Raw genomic sequence first — 18664 nt, 5'->3', positions numbered from 1 at the left:
CTAGACTTTTAGTTTTTTATGACTTTAAAACTTGGGTTTAGCACTAATTCACATTTCTTTTATTAATATACTTTCTTCTATTAAAATGAAATACATTCTGTTTTTTTTATTCGTTTCTATTATTTCTTCAGCTCAAGTTACTAAAGAGCAATTGGATATTATGCCTTGGCCTCAAAATATCAACCTCAGTGAAGGTTATTTTATTGTGAGTAAGGATTTTAAAGTAAATATTACTGGAACTCCAAACGCAAGAATATTTGTAGGTGCGACTAATTTTTTGAGAAGATTAGATGGAAGAACTGGGAAGTTTTTTAACCAAGGATTTATAACTGGTTTAAATGAAGTTCCTGATGCTCAATTGCAAATTAATTGTGTACGCAGTGGTAAAATTGAACTATATGAGGATGAAAGTTATTTACTGGATGTGACAACAAGCAAGATTACTATAAATGCTACTACCGATATTGGTGCTTTGCATGGTTTGGAAACGCTGTTACAACTTTTACAAAACAATAGTAGTTCTTTTTATTTTCCAGTTTCAAAAATTTCAGATTTTCCAAGATTCACTTGGAGAGGTTTAATGATTGATGGTGCTAGACATTTTATGCCTGTTGATGTTATTAAACGCAATTTAGATGGAATGGCAGCTGTAAAAATGAATGTTTTTCACTGGCACTTGGTAGATGATCAAGGTTGGAGAATCGAAATGAAAAAGCATTCGAAGTTAATTGAAATGGCGTCTGATGGAAACTATTATACACAAGAAGAAATTAAAAATATTATAAAATATGCAGCTGATAGAGGAATTTTAGTAGTTCCAGAAATTGACGTTCCTGGTCATGCGTCTGCTATTTTGACTGCTTATCCAGAAATTGGCAGTAAAGTTGAAATTTTGAATGTTGGGAATGGTGAAAAAGGGCAGCAATTCAAACAAATACAAAAGTATGATGTAGAAAGAAACGCTGGGATTTTTACACCTACACTTGATCCTTCGAATCCTAAAACATACGAGTTGTTAAGTTCTATTTTTGATGAAGTTTGTCCACTCTTTCCTGGGAAATTTTTTCATATAGGGGGTGATGAAAATGAAGGGAAAGACTGGGATTCAAATCCTAAAATACAAGAATTCAAAAAGAAGCATAATTTAGCTAATAACCATGAATTGCAAACTTATTTTACGATGCAATTGGTTCCAATGCTTAAAAAGCATAATAAAGTCTTAATGGGTTGGGAAGAAATTATGACTAAAAACATGTCCAAAGATGCCATAATACATTCTTGGAAAGGTGCTAATGAAGGTGTTCCAGCTGGTCAATCATTAGTTAATGCTGTAAAAGGCGGATATAAAACCGTTTTGTCTAATGGGTATTATATTGATTTAGTTTATGGAGTTGAAAATCATTATACTGTAGATCCAATGCCAAAAAATATAGCATTGACTGATGAGGAAAAAGCAAGAATATTAGGTGGAGAAGCTCCTATGTGGACTGAATTGGCAACTCCTGCGACAATTGATTCTCGGATTTGGCCAAGAACTGCAGCTATTGCTGAAAGGTTATGGTCTAATGAAAGTGTTACGGATTTGACTAGTTTACGCAAAAGATTAAATACAATTTCTTTTAGATTGGAAGAATTAGGGTTGACACATTTAAAAAGTAAAGAAGGCCTGTTGAGAAACATTAGTAATAATCAAAGAAGTGAGGCTTTACTCGATTTATCTAATGTTTGCGAACCATTAAAGGGCTATTCAAGAAATAGTGAAGGCACTGAATATAAAATGTATTCTCCATTGACATTATTTGCTGATGTGTGTACTCCAGATGCTTCAGATGCGATACTATTTAATCAAGCAGTTTCTAATTATTTATCTAATAAATCACTTGTAAATAAATTAGTTGTATTTAGTTATTTAAATAAATGGATTAAAATGAATTCAGAATTAAATGTTTTGAGTAATAATGCTCCACTTGTTCAACCACTTTTGCCATTATCAAAAAGATTAAATGATGTATCACAGGAATTATTACTTGTTTTGGATAATAAATCAACTTTAAAATCAGATGATTTAAAAAAATTAATTGAGGATTGCAATACAAAAGAATATGCAGATGTTGAGTTAGCAGTTTATGCTGGCTTAAAGAGATTATTATAAAGTTTTGTTTTTGAATTAGTATTTACTAAACTGAATTTGGTTTAGTTGTTTAAAAAAATATCTCTACCAAAAATCTGGTAGAGATAAATTTTTGCAAAATTAAAAAAATTAACACAGTTTTTCAGACTTGTGTTTGATAGTGAGAATAAACAACATAAATATTTAATAACATTTTAAAAACCAATTTTAATAAGAAACAGAAACAAAAAAGCGAATTTTTAGAGTGATGAATTGTCCCCAAATTTATCTTCTTGTGTTTAATGCTAATTTTTAAAAAATTATACATAAATCATGCTATTAGCTAATGATTATGGCGGAAATCAGTAATAGTAATATTTATAGATGTTAAACAATTTAATTTCCAGCGAATTCAATGTTTTCTATTTGCAATTTGTTGAATCCTGATTATAGTATTTATATGCTTCTTTTAGTATGTAAGGTGTTGTAATTAGAATATTTATTTTTTTAATCAAATATTTATTAACTATGAAAAATTATTTCAGATTACTGATTATGGTACTCTTTCCATTACTAGTGGTAGCCCAACCAGCTCACGGTAAGAAAGTAGTAGGGTATTATGCGCAATGGTCCATTTATGCCCGGGACTTTAACATTCCTAAGATAGATGGAAGTAAATTGACGCATTTAAATTATTCTTTTTATGGGACGACTTTCGATCCTGCTCATCCTGAGAATACAAAGTTACTATGCTTAGATTCCTATGCTGATTTTGAGCACATGGAAGGAGGAATTCCTTGGGATGCTCCAGTAAAAGGAAACTTTTATGACTTGATGAAGTTAAAAGAAAAGTATCCTCATTTAAAAGTTTTAATTTCTGTTGGAGGATGGACAAAAGGTCAAGATTTATCTCCAATTGCTGCAAGTTCTGTAGCAAGAGCTGCTTTAGCTGCAGATATGGCAAAGTTCATTACTACTTATCCGTTTATTGATGGATTTGATATTGACTGGGAATATCCTCTTTCTGGAGGAACAGATGGTACAGAAGTTATTAATGGATCACCAATTCCTCCACAAAAGTACAGCCCTGATGATAATAAAAATTTAGTGTATTTATTAAAAGCAATGCGTCAGGCAATGCCAAATAAATTAATCTCTATTGCGGCTGGAAACAACGTTAGAAAAGTAGCCTCACAATATTTAGGCCCAAGCAATAGATCACAATACGGAATGACAGAAGACATTTCTACTTATTGTGATTACATCACTTACTTTGGATATGATTTTGGTGGTAATTGGTATGATAAAACATGCTATAATGCCCCTTTATATGCAAGTGGTAATTCAAACGATCCTTTATATGGTGTAACTCAATCAGAATCACTTGATGAATTAACCAATCAATATTTGAATGTTGTTGGTTTTCCTGCGAATAAATTAATCATGGGATTGCCTTTTTATGGAAAAAAGTTCGATCATGTTACTACCAATTCAACTAATGGATTATTTGTTTCTGCACCAAGAGATGTAGTTTCAGGATGTACCAATCCACAAAATCCTACAGGAACTTGGGATGGTTCTGCTGCATGCGAAAAATCTGGAAGTATCGAAATTTGTGATTTAGTTGGAAATCCAGTTACAAATTCACATCCTTATTTAGATCCAAATACAATGTTAGTTACTCCAACTGCAGCAGCTGCAGGATGGGTTAGATATTTTGATAATACAACTAAAGTTCCTTATTTATACAATGCTACTTTAAAACAGTTTATAAGTTATGAGGATAAACAATCGATGGATTTAAAAGTACAGTATATCAAATCAAGAAATCTTGCCGGAGGTATGGTTTGGGAATTATCTCAAGATACTAGAGGTTCTATTCCAAATGCTTTATTAAATCAGGTTGATACTTCTTTCGGAAGCGTTTTACCAGGATCTGTAACGATCGCAGGATCTGTAAAAAACGGAGCAGCTTTGGTTCCAGATGTTACAGTAGAATTAAGAGACGGAAGTAATAATGTTTTAGCAACTGTTGTTTCTACTACGGGTAGTTTTACTTTTAATAATTTGCCTTCAGGACAAAATTATTCTCTTACAGCTCTAAAAGGAGGGTATACTTTTATTCCGGTAAATCTAACCAATGTTACGGTTAACCAAACAGCTGTTGTTATTCAGGGAACACAACCTTTATATACAGTAAGCGGAACTATTTTGGACGGAACTATACCAGTGGTTGGCGTAACAGTTTCGGCTACCACAGGAACAACAACTTTGACAGGAGTTTCTAATGCAAGTGGTGTTTATAGCGTTGCTGGTTTAACAGCGGGACTAAACTTTACAGTAACAGCTGCAAAATCTGGTTTTTCTTATTTACCGGTTTCAACAGTTTATAACGCGATAAGCTCGAATAAAACACTTAATTTCACTCAAACTGCGCCAATTGTTTACTATACAATTACAGGAACTGTTTTAAACAGCACAACTCCAGTTGCAGGAGTTACCGTTACAGCGGCTGCTACAGGAGGAAATTTAACAGGAGTTACAAATGCCAGCGGAGCTTACTCAATTAGTGTACCGTCAGGCGGAAATTATACAGTTACTGCTGCTTCGGCAGGAAAGTCGTTTACACCGATTTCAACCGTGTATACCAATCTTATAGCCAATAAAACACTCAACTTTACTCAGGATGTCGTTGTGCCTCCATCAAGTAAAATTAGCGGAACAGTTAAGAACGGTGCTAATCCTGTTGCTGGTGCAAAAGTAGAATTGATTTTAAATTGGATGGATAATACACATCCATACGTAAGCAAGATTGCTATTACTGATGCACAAGGAAAATACAGCTTTGAAAATGCTCTTACAGCTGGATATACTACTATTGCAAGTTTAAAATTAAATGCTTGGGAAAATGGAGATGTGGTTTATTTACCATCAAATCTGGCAAACTTTGCAGTTCCTACAAATTCAACAGTTTATGATTTTAATACAAGTGTTGTTACTCCAGTATATTATACGGTAAACGGGACAGTTTTAAACGGAGCAACTCCAGTTTCAGGAGCAACAATTTCGGCAGTTAGTGGAGCTACAACATTAACAGCGACTTCAGATGCAAGTGGTAATTATAGTGTTGTAAATTTAGTTTCGGGATCAAATTATACGGTAATTGTTGCAAAAACAGGAGTTACTTTTACTCCGGTATCAACAGTTTATAATGCGATAAGTTCAAACAAAACATTGAATTTTAGTCAAACTGTTGTTAATCCTACATATTATACAGTAAGCGGAACAGTTCTAAACGGAACAACTCCAGTTTCGGGTGTAACAGTTTCGGCGGTTTCAGGAACTACAACATTGACATCTACCTCAGATGCTTCAGGAAATTATAGCGTTGCAAATTTGATTGCAGGTTCTAATTATACAGTAACAGCTGCTAAAACTGGCGTGACATTTACCCCGGCTTCAACAGTTTGTACTGCTATTAGTTCAAATAAAACATTGAATTTTACACAAACAGTTGTTAATCCTGTTTATTATACGGTAAGTGGGACAACTAAAAATGGAACAAATACAGTTTCAGGTGTAACAGTTTCAGCAAGTTCAGGAACAACAACTTTAACAGCTACATCAGATGCTTCAGGAAATTATACGGTTGCAAATTTAGTTGCTGGATCAGACTATGTTGTTAGTGCTGCTAAAACAGGATTAAATTTTAGTCCTGCTTCTACAACCTATTCTGCAATTAATTCTAATAAAACTTTAAACTTTACTCAGAATGTTGTGAGCGGAAATTTAATTAGCGGAACTGTTAAAAATGGGACAACTCCAGTTTCTGGTGCAAAAGTAGAATTGATTTTACCTTGGGTTGATAGTACTCATGGATGGAAAAGTGTTTTTGCAACAACAGATGCACAAGGAAATTTTAGTTATGATAATTCAGTTGTACTAGGTTATTCTATCGTTACAAGTTTAAAATTGAATGCTTGGGAAAACGGTGACGTAACTTATTTACCATCAAATTTGGCAAACTTTGCAGTGCCAACAACGCCACAAGTTTATAATTTTAATACACAAACGGCTGTTGTGACTAAACCAGTGGTTGCCATTACAGCGCCAACAGCTTCGGCGATTGCTATAAATTTAGGATCAGCAATTAATTTTGTTGCAAGTGTTGGATTAAGTGCTACTGATGCCACTACAATCTCATCTGTTGTATTTAGTTTAGATGGACAAAATTTGAGCGCTACCAATTCATCAGGAACTTATACAGCGATTTGGACACCAGTTGCAAATCAGTTTTCGCTTAGTCATACATTAACTGTTACGGCTACTGCTTCAAACGGAACGACAGATGCAAAAACATATAGTTTTACATTAAATTGTTCAGGTGCAAACTGTCCAAATCAATTGCCTGTAATTACTTGGAATTCACCGTCAAATACTACTGTAAATCAAAGTTCTTTTCAAGTTGTGCCAATTTCGGTTACAGCTGTTGATAGTGACGGAACGGTTTCGGGTGTTAGTATTACAATAAATGGAGGTACATTCAATATGACAGCAGGTGCAAATAATACCTATACGTATAATTTTACACCATCTGCTTATCAGGATTATCCGGTTGTAATCAAAGCAACCGATAATAAATCTGCTGTAACTACATTAAACAATACAATTAAAATTGCTCCGCCGAGCACCAATAGATTCATCGCGCTTCCATCTAAAATTATTTTAGGATATGCACACTCTTGGGAAAACGCTGGTGCTCCATTTTTATATTTTAATCAAATGGTGGGAAGTAAGTTTAACGTAGTTGATTATTCTTTCGTAGAAACCGTTAATCGCGATGGTTATACACCAGTATTAACTACAAATGACACAAGATATCTAACCAATGGCGTTTTCAATAAGCAATTGTTGAAAAATGATATTAAATCCTTAAGAGATAGCGGCGTTCCTGTTATTGTTTCTATTGGAGGTCAAAATGGTCATGTTGTTTTAGACAATGTAGCTCAAAAAAATACTTTTGTTAATGGTCTGAAAGCAATTATTGACGAGTATCAATTTGATGGAGTTGATTTGGATTTTGAAGGTGGATCGATGAATTTTAATGCAGGAGGTTTAAGAGATATTTCTTATACAGGTATTTCTGCTTATCCAAGATTAAAAAACATAGTAGATGCCTGCAAAGAATTAAAAGCGTACTATGGCCCAGGATTTTTATTAACTGCTGCTCCGGAAACACAATATGTACAAGGAGGATATTCAACCTATACTGATACCTTCGGTTCATTCCTGCCAATTATTCAAAACTTACGTAATGATTTGGATTTGTTAGCCGTACAATTGTATAATACAGGAGGAGAAAACGGATTGGATGGTCAATATTATGGTTCAGCTAAGAAAGCAAACATGGTAACTGCCCTAACGGATATGGTGATAAAAGGGTATAACATTGGTACAACAGGAATGCATTTTGATGGTTTACCGGCCTCAAAAGTTCTTATTGCATTACCCGCTTGCCCAAGTGCAGCAGGTAGCGGTTATTTAACGCCGGCAGAAGGAATTAGTGCTATGGATTACTTAAGAAACGGAAACACTTTTTCAGGAAGAACATATACTATGCAGCCAGGCGGACCATATCCTTCTTTAAGAGGTTTAATGACTTGGTCTGTAAACTGGGATGCATCTTCTTGTGGTAATTCATCTGAATTATCTAAAGCGTATGCTAATTATTTTGCAACTCAAGGAACGTCCAAAGTAGTGTCGCTTGACAAAATTGAAGCGAAGAGTAATAGTACAGTAGTTTACTTTAAAAATGACGCTTTATCAGTTACCAATGAAATAGTAGATATTGCTCAGGTTGATGTATTCAATACAATTGGACAATCTTTAGTAAGCTATAAGAATATTCAAAATAATAAAGAAGTAGTGCTTCAAAACCAAAATTTCTTAACGAAACAATTATTTATTGTTGTAGTAACTGATAAAATGGGAAGCAAAAAATCATTCAAAGTAATGAACTTTTTAAATTAAGTTTTAATAACAATGAATGGATAATTTAGAAATAGAAAAATAGAACGGTTAAAATTGAGTTTGGTTATTTGTATTTTAATCTAGTTTTTTATTTCGAATAAATGCTGAGAGTTTAGGTAATTTGTAAATTGGTTTTTACCTAAAATGGAGTATTATGAACCTGGTAATTCGTTACCAGGTTTTTTTTAATGCAATTTTAATTTTATGATATTTGTATTGAGTATTAATCTTTTAATTATAATTAAATGAAAAGCTTTAAATTATATTTTTTATTTTTTCTAATTCCTTTATTTATTTCTGGGCAAAATAAAAAGGATTTATCGGTTATCGCTTATTATATGGGTGATGATAAGCAAATAGATGAATTTGATGTTTCAAAATTAACACATATTATTTTTAGTTTTTGTCATCTGAAAGACGGAAAATTAAATGTTGAAAATGCTAAAGATTCGACAGCGATTAAGCATCTTGTATCTTTAAAAGATAAGAATCCTAAGTTAAAAATTATGTTATCTCTAGGTGGATGGAGTGGATGTGAACCCTGTTCAGCCGTTTTCGCTGTTGCAGAAAAAAGAGCGATTTTTGCGAAGTCAGTTAAAGATATTAATGCTTATTTTAAATGTGATGGCTTAGATTTAGATTGGGAATATCCAGCAATCGAAGGGTATCCGGGTCATTTATATCAAATGGCTGATAAGAAAAATTTCACTGAACTTGTAATTTCACTACGTAAAGAATTAGGAACGAAAAACGAACTCAGTTTTGCTGCAGGAGGTTTTCAGAAATATTTAGATGAATCAATCGAGTGGGAAAAAGTGATGCCATTGGTAAATCGTGTAAATATTATGAGTTACGATTTGGTAAATGGATATTCTAAAGTTACAGGGCACCATACTCCTTTATTTAGTACAAATACTTCAGAAGAATCAACAAATCGTGCCGTAGAATATTTATTAAAGCTAGGTATTCCAGCTAAAAAACTTGTTATTGGTGCCGCTTTTTATACCCGAGTTTGGAAAGAGGTTGCTAATGTAAATAATGGATTGTATCAGTCTGGTGTGGCTACAAACGGGATTGATTTTAAAGATTATGAAACTACTTTTGTAAAAGAAAAAGGATGGAGTTATTATTGGGATGAAAAAGCTAAAGCTCCTTATTGGTACAATGAAAAAGAAAAGTTATTTGCAACAGGAGATGATATTGCTTCTGTAAAAGAGAAAACAAATTATCTCATAAAAAAGAAATTAGGAGGTATTATGTTTTGGGAGCTTACTTTAGACAAAAAACAAAACGGAATGCTTGATACAATTGATGAAATAAAGAAATCTAAGTAAATACTTTTTTGAAATATTTTGAACCTGATAATTTTATCAGGTTTTTTTTTTGAATAATAAATACCATTATTTTTTGTACTTTTGCACAAAATTTTAATAAAAAGACATTCATGTTAACAGTCAATAATTTATCAGTACAATTTGGCAAGCGAATTTTGTTCGACGAAGTAAATACAACTTTCACACACGGAAATATTTACGGAGTTATTGGAGCCAATGGTGCTGGAAAATCTACTTTTCTTAAAATAATAGCAGGTGATATGGATCCTACTTCGGGACATATTCATTTGGAACCAGGTAAACGTATGTCGGTTTTAAACCAAAATCACAATATGTTTGATGAGCATACTGTTTTGGAAACCGTATTGATGGGAAATAAAGTTCTATACGCTGTTAAGGCAGAAATGGATGCGCTTTACCTTGATTATAATGATAAAAATGCGGATAGAATAGGGGAGCTTCAAGTGCAATTTGAAGAAATGAATGGGTGGAATGCAGATTCTGACGCTGCTTCAATGTTATCCAATTTAGGAATCAACGAAAGTGATCATTATACTTTGATGGGGGATTTGGAAGGAAAAATTAAAGTTCGTGTGCTTTTAGCGCAAGCTTTATTTGGAAATCCTGATGTTTTAATAATGGATGAGCCTACGAATGATTTGGATTTTGAAACTATTTCTTGGTTAGAAAATTTCTTAGCTAACTATGAAAATACAGTAATAGTAGTATCTCATGACCGTCACTTTTTAGATGCTGTTTGTACACATATCTCGGATATTGATTTTAGTAAAATTAACCATTATTCAGGAAATTATACTTTTTGGTATGAATCAAGCCAATTAGCTGCGAAACAACGTGCGCAACAAAACAAAAAAGCTGAAGAAAAGAAACAGGAATTAGAAGAATTTATTCGTCGTTTTTCTGCGAATGTGGCGAAGTCTAAGCAAGCTACTTCTCGTAAAAAAATGATTTCTAAATTAAATATTTCAGAAATTAAGCCTTCTAGCCGTCGTTATCCTGCTATCATTTTTGATCAGGATCGCGAAGCGGGAGATCAAATTCTGAATGTTCAAAACTTAAGCGCTTCTATTGATGGAGAGGTTTTATTTAAAGGAGTTGATTTGAATATGGCGAAAGGCGATAAAATCGTTCTTTTTTCAAAAGATTCACGTGCTACAACTGCTTTTTATGAAATTTTAAATAATAATCAAAAAGCTGACTCTGGAGAATTTGATTGGGGAATTACAACAAATCAAGCCTATTTGCCAGCAGAAAATCATTCCTTTTTTGAAAATGATTTAACATTGGTGGATTGGTTACGCCAATGGGCAAAAACTGAAGAAGAACGTGATGAAGTTTTTATTAGAGGTTTCCTTGGAAAAATGATTTTCTCAGGAGAAGAGGCTTTAAAAACAAGTAGAGTGTTGTCTGGAGGAGAGAAAGTTCGTTGTATGTTGTCAAGAATGATGATGGAACGTGCTAATATTTTGATGTTGGATGAGCCAACTAACCACTTGGATTTGGAGTCTATTACGGCTTTTAATAATTCATTAAAAAACTATAAAGGATCTATTATTTTTACAACACATGACCACGAGTTTGCACAAACTGTTGGTAATAGAGTAGTAGAGTTAACACCAAATGGAGTTATTGACCGTTACATGACTTTTGATGAATATTTGGATGATGAAAAAATTCAGGAACAAAGAAAGAAGATGTACAATCTATAATTGAAATATAAAAAATCCCGTTATGAAAATAGCGGGATTTTTTTATGTTTATTTTTTGCCAAGCATCTTGCTAATGACATAAATAATTACAGCAATAATAGTGATGACGATAAAAATTCCGAAGCCCATACCAGCTTTAAAGATGTCTCCAATAGCTTCGCAACTCGTAAATGAAAATAGTACTAAGCAAAGTACCAAAATTCTGTTTATTATATTTTTCATTGTATTTGATTTAGTTTATTTATACCAAAATTAGTTGGTTAACCTTGTTAGAGATTTATAGAATTAAATAAAATTATTGTATCATTTCAATTTTTTAAAGACTATTAATGAATAAATCCTAAAACGGATTTGTATATTTGCTTAACCAAACCTACGGATGTTTTAAAAATGTATAATCAAATAGGGCATTTTTAAAATGATACTATTGCCGTAATCTTTTAAAAACAAATAATTACTACGTATGAATCAAAAAGTGTTACTCAATTCAAAGGAAGTCAATATTATTTTGAACCGTTTGGCTTGTCAATTAATTGAAAAACATCTTGACTTTTCAGATACAGTATTAATTGGAATCCAACCCAGAGGGACATTTTTAGCAGAACGATTGAAAGAGTTATTGGAAAACGAATATCAGATACCCAATATTGCTTTAGGATATTTAGATATTACTTTTTTTAGAGACGATTTCCGCAGAACTAATAAACCTTTGGAAGCAAATAAAACACAAATTGATTTTTTGGTAGAAGATAAAAAAGTCATTTTTATTGATGATGTACTGTACACTGGACGAAGTATACGTGCGGCTTTAACAGCAATTCAATCTTTTGGAAGGCCTTCCGGAATAGAATTACTGACATTAATCGATAGGCGATTTAGTAGAGATTTGCCTATTCAACCCGATTTCCGTGGCCGTCAGGTAGATGCTATAAATGGTGAAAAAGTAAAAGTTTGTTGGGTTGAGCAAGATGGAGAAGACGGTGTCTATTTAGTAACCAATTAGATTTTAGCATCAATAAGAAGACCCAAATTGCCCCTATTAATAATTATAAAAAGCTAAAAAAATAAATTATAATGAGCGAATTAAGTGTAAATCATTTATTAGGTATTAAATATATTAATGAAAATGATATCAACCTGATTTTTGAAACTGCCGATCATTTTAAGGAAGTTATTAATCGACCTATAAAGAAAGTACCTTCATTACGCGATATTACAATTGCTAATATTTTTTTTGAAAACAGTACCCGTACCAAGTTATCATTCGAATTAGCTCAAAAAAGACTATCAGCTGATGTTATTAGTTTTTCAGCAGCACAGTCTTCTGTAAAAAAAGGAGAAACATTAATTGATACTGTAAATAATATTCTTTCGATGAAAGTTGACATGGTTGTAATGCGACATTCAAATCCGGGAGCAGCATATTTTTTGTCTAAAAATGTTAAAGCAAGTATTGTTAATGCAGGAGATGGTGCTCATGAACATCCAACTCAAGCTTTGTTAGATAGTTATTCTATTAGAGAAAAATTAGGAGATGTAGCAGGAAAAAAAGTAGTGATTGTTGGAGACATATTACATTCAAGAGTTGCACTTTCTAATATATATGCTTTGCAAATGCAAGGTGCCGAAGTTAAAGTTTGTGGTCCTAAAACACTTATTCCAAGACATATCGAATCACTTGGAGTAACAGTTGAGCCTAATTTACGTAAAGCACTTGAATGGTGTGATGTAGCCAATATGTTAAGGGTTCAAAATGAAAGAATGGATGTTAATTTTTTTCCATCAACCAGAGAGTATGCTCAGCAGTATGGAGTAGATAAAGCATTATTGGATTCTTTAGATAAAGAAATTGTAATTATGCATCCAGGACCAATAAATCGTGGTGTTGAAATTACGAGTGACGTAGCCGACTCTCAACAATCGGTAATTTTAAATCAAGTGGAGAATGGTGTTGCTATTAGAATGGCAGTTATCTATCTTTTGGCTTCAAAAATTCAATAAACATCGACTATGAAAGTTACTACTAAAGGTCATACCATCATAATTAAAGATACTGAGGGGGATGTTGTAGAGTTTTTGGAAAAGATAAACAATCAATACAGCAGCTTTAAAGAACATAATCTTATTTTAGATATTTCACATGATACATCAGTTGATGTGAAGTCTATTAAAATTTTTTCAGATTTATCTAAAAAACATAAAAAAGCAAAAAAATCATTAGTCTTGGTTGTTGAGGATATTGATTTTAATAAAATTCCTCAATCTATCATTGTTGTGCCTACTCAATTGGAAGCTCAGGATTTAATTGAAATGGATGAAATTGAAAGAGATTTAGGATTTTAAGATTGGTTAATTGTTTTTCTGATGATTTAACCTTTAATGATTAACAAAATAAACTAAAAATTGAAACTCACCATTCTAGGCTGTTATGCCGCTACTCCGCGTACTTTAACGAATCCTACTTCTCAGGTTTTAGAAATTAAGAATAGACTTTTTTTAATTGATTGTGGCGAAGGGACTCAAGTTCAGTTGCGTAAAAACAAATTAAAATTTTCTAAGATTAATCATGTGTTTATTTCTCATTTGCATGGTGATCATTTTTTTGGCTTAATAGGTTTAATATCTACTTTTGCCCTTTTGGGAAGAACAAATGATTTGCATATTTATGGTCCAAAAGGAATAAAAGAAATAATCGATCTGCAATTAAAATTGTCTAATTCATGGACTAATTATCAATTGTTTTTTCATGAATTAGAATCTAAGGAAAGTGAAATTGTTTTTGAAGACAATAAAGTAGTTGTAAAGACAATTCCATTAAAACATCGTGTTTATACCAATGGGTTTTTATTTCAGGAAAAAATTGGAGAGCGCAAGCTAGATTTGAATGCAGTTCAAAATTTTGAAATAGAATCCTGTTATTATCAGAATATCAAAAATGGAAAAGACATCACTCTTGAAGATGGTAGGGTTATTGAGAATAGTAAATTAAGTTTTGATCCTGATCCCCCTTTGAGTTATGCTTTTTGTTCAGACACCAAATACAATGAAGATATAATTCCAATAATCGAAAATGTTTCTGTATTGTATCATGAATCTACATTTTTAGATTCTGAAGAAAATTTGGCTTTAAAAACAATGCATTCTACTGCTAAAGAAGCTGCAAGAATTGCTTTGAAAGCGAATGTACAGCAATTAATTTTAGGGCATTATTCTACTCGTTATGATAGTATTAATTTTTTTAAAAAGGAAGCGGAAACTATTTTTAAAGAAGTATTATTAGCGGAGGATGGTAAAAGTTTTGAGTTTTAGAATATTTATTTTTAAATAAAACGAATTGAAATGAGTGATTTAAGCAATTATAGAAAATCATATGAAAAAAGTGAATTATTAGAATCTTCAATCCCAGAAGATCCAATAAATCTTTTCAATAGATGGTTTCATGAGGTCGAAAATTTTGAAGGAAGTGGTGAAGTTAATGCTATGACAGTTTCTACAATTGGATTGGATGGTTTTCCTAAATCACGAGTTGTTTTATTGAAAAAATTTAATGAAGAAGGATTTACTTTTTATACTAATTATAATTCTGAAAAGGGGAGAGCTATTGGTAATAATCCAAATGTTTGTCTTTCTTTTTTTTGGGAAAGTCTAGAACGTCAGGTAATTATAAAAGGTGTTGCCCAGAAAACTTCTGAAAATAATTCTGATGGTTACTTTGATTCCAGACCAGATGGTAGTAAACTAGGAGCAATAGTTTCAAATCAAAGTGAGGTTGTTCCTTCTAGAACTTATCTTGAAGAGAATTTGAAACAATTAGAAAAAGATTTTGAAGGTAAAGAAATACTCCGACCTGAACATTGGGGTGGTTTTTTGGTAACTCCATTAGAAGTTGAGTTTTGGCAAGGAAGACCTAATCGTTTGCATGATCGTATTCGATATAAATTAGAGGATGATTATTCGTGGAAAATTTCTCGTTTAGCTCCTTAATATAAGAAAAATACATTTTGTTTATTTATTTGTATGTAGTTCATCGGTTTTATTTTGTGCTTTAAAGAATTGTGACTTTATTTGGAAACGAATTAATGTCCTAATGTTAAAGGAGTTTGCCCCACAATCTGCTTTAAATTTAAACTAACCGATACTATGGAATTGAAATGTCTTCGTTTTTCGTTTTTTGTTACTATTTTGTGTTTTATGGTTTCTTGCTCATCTGAGGATATTCCTCCAGCTACAGAAATTGCCAATCCTACAACTGTCGCGTTAGATTATAACTATAGTGCCGTTGAATTAGAAACGATGACTTTGATAAACAATTACAGAGTAAGTATTGGATTAAAGACTTTAGAAAAAATCAATTATATTTCGTATAAATCGGAAGAGCATGATGAATATATGATTGCTAACAATGTTGTAAATCATGATGATTTTGAAGCTCGCTCATCAAATTTGATGAAAGTTTTAGGAGCAAAAGATGTAAGTGAAAATATTGCATATAATTATAATAGTGCTCAAGGCGCTTTTGATGCATGGTTAAAAAGTGATGGTCATAGAGAAAATATAGAAGGTAATTTTACTCATTTTGGAATTTCAATCAGAGAAAATCCAGCTACGGGTAAAAAATATTATACTAATATTTTTATAAAAATTTAGGCATATTAGATATTTAATAAATAAACAAAAAAACTACCTAATGGTAGTTTTTTTGTTTTTAGAATTAGAAAAATTATAAGGGTTAGGAAATTTATAAAGCTGTTATTATGAATTCACTACGTCTATTTTGTTGATGTTCTTCTTCAGTACATTTTACACCATCAGAACATTTGTTGACTAATTGAGTTTCACCGTAACCTTTGAAGCTTAGTCTATCTGGATTAACACCATTTTTGATTAACCAGTCTTTGGTTGATTTTGCTCTTCTTTCAGAAAGACCTTGATTATATTTAAATGAAGCTCGACTATCAGTATGAGAACGAATATCTATTTTCATGTTTGGATATTGTCCCATTACATCTAATATTTTGGCTAAATCTAATGCGGCTTCAGGTCTAATATCTGATTTATCTAAGTCAAAGTAAATCCATTTTATACCAAAACATTTACCTAAATCATCACCAACAGCTACTTTACATAAAGCTTTTTCAAAAGCTAAATCTAATTGAGTTTTACACTCATCAGTTTTTATTGTAGTAGTTTTTTCGGTAGTAGTATAATCTTCTTTTTCGGCTCTTACGCTAAATGTTTTTTGACTTTCTACAGTAAAGGAATAGTACCCTTTATCATCAGATTCTGTTGTGCTTATTGCTTTATGAAGATCATCATAAAGAGTTATTTTGGCATTAGAGAGCGTTTGACCTGAAGTTAATTCTGTAATTGTTCCATTTAATTCTGGTTTACATTTAGGAGTAAGCCTTTTAGTTTCTAAAAATTGATAGATGTCATCAAATCCTTTTCCACCATCCCTATTAGACGAGAAAAATCCAATTCGGTTTTTTGTATTGATTAAATAAGCGAAATCATCTTTAGGTCCATTTACATCTGCACCTACATTTTGAACTTCATCAAATGTTCCATCAGGATTTATTCGGGAAACAAATACATCTAAACCGCCAAGTCCTGGATGTGTGTCTGATGAAAAATAAAGTTCATTTTCATCGCTTACAAAAGGGAATGTTTCTTTTCCAGGAGTGTTAATAATATCACCTAAATTTACGGGATTACCGTATGATCCATCATCGTTGATGCTTACTTTAAAAATATCAGATTCACCGAGGCTTCCAGGCATATTCGAAACAAAATATAGAGTTTTTTCATCAGGACTTAGTGCTGGATGAGCAGTGCTATAACTATTACTATTGAAAGGCAGTTCTGTTATATTTGCCCAATCATTTTTTTCAAAACTAGCTTTGTATATTTTAATTAAAGTAATTTTGTTTTCATCTTTCCCTTTTTTTCCTTCCAAATAATTATTTCTGGTAAAATACATTGTTTTGCCATCTTTAGAAAAAATAGCACTTGCCTCGTGAAATTTTGATCTCACACTTCTTGAAAATTTTGCTGTTTTTTCAGGAGTTAATGAATCTCCAGCTAAGTTAGTTTGATACAAATTGGTAAAGTATTGATCTGTCCAAGTGTGTTTTCTTTGACCTAAACTTCCTGTGTCTCTTGAGGAGGTAAAAACTAGTTTATTCTCATTATAAAATGAACTTCCATAATCGGAATATTTAGTATTGATTCCAGGATCTTTTATTTTATATCTTCCTGAATTTGCTTTTATTTTATCTAGATAATTGACTTCCTTGGCATAGTATTCTCCTTTACCTTTGTTTCCTGTTTTGTCATTATAAATTTTAAGCATCTCATTTGCTTTATCATTTTGTCCAACAGATTTCAAACAATAGGCATATCGATAATAATATTCTGGATCTACATCAGTTGTTAATGCAAATAATTTTTCATACCATTTATTGGCTTCATCTAACTCAGAGTTAAAGAAATAAGCATTACCAATTTTTTGATACATATCTGGAGATTGATAGCCTTTTTGAGCTATCCTTTCATACGTTTTTATGGCATCGATGTAGGCATAGTTATCGTATTTTTTATCTGCACTCGCTATTTTACCTTTTTGAGCATAAGAACATAATGCAAAAAGATTAAGTATAGTTAGGTAAAGTACTGTAATGTTTTTCATAATATTTATTTTTAAAATCTATAAATTTTATTTTGGATCATTTTAGCATTATTATCTAGGTTTAACACTAGATAATTGATTGAATTTTTTTAAGAATTCATCGGATTTTTGAATGTTACCCATTGATTTCAAAGTGATTGAATATCTATAGTAATATTCAGGTTCTACATCAGTAGTAATACTAAATAATTTGCTATAACATTTTTCAGCTTTTTCAAATTCGTCATTAAAAAAATATGAATTTCCAACTTTTTTTAACATATCTACAGATTCATATCCTTTGTCAGCAACTCTCTCATAGGTTTTTATTACATCAATATAAGCATACGAATCTTTCTTTTTTGGAGCATCAGAGATTGATATTGAAGCTGGCTTTTTAATATTCATTACAGTATCTGATTTAATAGTGGGCTCTTCATGTTGAATTTGTACTTCATCCTCATAAACAGGAGTTATAGTTCTTGAACCATTAGGTCCCAGATCGTATGTATTTATTATATTTGGATTAATAACATCATATACCGTTTTGTAACCACCAAATTTTAATGTAACGGTTTCTTCTACATGATAATATTTTATCTTTTTGGTAGGAGGTTTACCTTGAGCATTCGTTGTTGATGAACTGTTTTTTGACGCTTGTAGTTTTTTTTCATTAAGTGAAATTTGACTTTGCAGTGACCAACAGTTGAATGACGATAAACCTATTATTAATACATAAAGGAGTATTTTATTTTTCATGATATCTGTTTATAAAAATGGACAGTCATTTATT

At 31.8% G+C, this 18664-nt stretch carries 12 protein-coding genes; 10 read left to right on the top strand and 2 right to left on the bottom strand.

What is annotated here, in order from left to right:
* Nucleotides 1-85 precede the first annotated feature (85 nt).
* From CLU82_RS20325 to CLU82_RS20280, 10 genes are all read left to right on the top strand, one after another.
* A complete protein-coding gene (locus CLU82_RS20325) occupies nt 86-2152 on the top strand; it encodes a beta-N-acetylhexosaminidase (RefSeq protein WP_100844821.1) in 2067 nt (688 codons plus the stop codon).
* A gap of 486 nt (nt 2153-2638) precedes the next feature.
* On the top strand, nt 2639-8140 hold the full coding sequence (locus CLU82_RS20320) for a glycosyl hydrolase family 18 protein (RefSeq protein ID WP_232735283.1): 5502 nt from the start codon (nt 2639-2641) through the stop codon (nt 8138-8140).
* Between the two features lie 245 nt (nt 8141-8385).
* Nucleotides 8386-9474, top strand: a complete 1089-nt coding sequence (locus CLU82_RS20315) for a glycoside hydrolase family 18 protein (protein ID WP_100844820.1) — start codon at nt 8386-8388, stop codon at nt 9472-9474.
* Nucleotides 9475-9584: 110 nt separating this feature from the next.
* Nucleotides 9585-11204 carry an ABC-F family ATP-binding cassette domain-containing protein gene (locus CLU82_RS20310; RefSeq protein ID WP_100844819.1) on the top strand — a complete coding sequence of 540 codons (1620 nt, stop codon included), beginning with the start codon at nt 9585-9587 and terminating at the stop codon, nt 11202-11204.
* 463 nt (nt 11205-11667) lie between these two features.
* Nucleotides 11668-12207, top strand: coding sequence for a bifunctional pyr operon transcriptional regulator/uracil phosphoribosyltransferase PyrR (pyrR, locus tag CLU82_RS20305; RefSeq protein WP_100844818.1), 540 nt, complete (start codon nt 11668-11670; stop codon nt 12205-12207).
* A gap of 71 nt (nt 12208-12278) precedes the next feature.
* Nucleotides 12279-13205 (top strand): aspartate carbamoyltransferase catalytic subunit, encoded by a 927-nt coding sequence (locus CLU82_RS20300; protein ID WP_100844817.1) that lies wholly within the window; start codon nt 12279-12281, stop codon nt 13203-13205.
* Nucleotides 13206-13214: 9 nt separating this feature from the next.
* Nucleotides 13215-13547 carry a ribonuclease Z gene (locus CLU82_RS20295; protein WP_100844816.1) on the top strand — a complete coding sequence of 111 codons (333 nt, stop codon included), beginning with the start codon at nt 13215-13217 and terminating at the stop codon, nt 13545-13547.
* Between the two features lie 60 nt (nt 13548-13607).
* Nucleotides 13608-14513, top strand: coding sequence for a ribonuclease Z (locus CLU82_RS20290; protein WP_100844815.1), 906 nt, complete (start codon nt 13608-13610; stop codon nt 14511-14513).
* A gap of 30 nt (nt 14514-14543) precedes the next feature.
* The gene (gene pdxH / locus CLU82_RS20285; protein WP_100844814.1) at nt 14544-15188 is read left to right on the top strand and encodes a pyridoxamine 5'-phosphate oxidase; all 645 of its coding nucleotides are present in this window, start codon (nt 14544-14546) and stop codon (nt 15186-15188) included.
* Between the two features lie 156 nt (nt 15189-15344).
* Nucleotides 15345-15851, top strand: a complete 507-nt coding sequence (locus CLU82_RS20280) for a CAP domain-containing protein (protein WP_100844813.1) — start codon at nt 15345-15347, stop codon at nt 15849-15851.
* Between the two features lie 91 nt (nt 15852-15942).
* On the opposite strand, the gene CLU82_RS20275 is transcribed toward CLU82_RS20280, so the two are convergent.
* Nucleotides 15943-17892, bottom strand: a complete 1950-nt coding sequence (locus tag CLU82_RS20275; protein WP_100844812.1) for an OmpA family protein — start codon at nt 17890-17892, stop codon at nt 15943-15945.
* A gap of 51 nt (nt 17893-17943) precedes the next feature.
* On the bottom strand, nt 17944-18630 hold the full coding sequence (locus CLU82_RS20270) for a hypothetical protein (protein WP_100844811.1): 687 nt from the start codon (nt 18628-18630) through the stop codon (nt 17944-17946).
* Between the last annotated feature and the right edge of the window lie 34 nt (nt 18631-18664).

It is taken from the genome of Flavobacterium sp. 5, assembly GCF_002813295.1.
Lineage (GTDB): Bacteria > Bacteroidota > Bacteroidia > Flavobacteriales > Flavobacteriaceae > Flavobacterium.
This window is presented reverse-complemented; position numbering and strand designations above follow the sequence as displayed.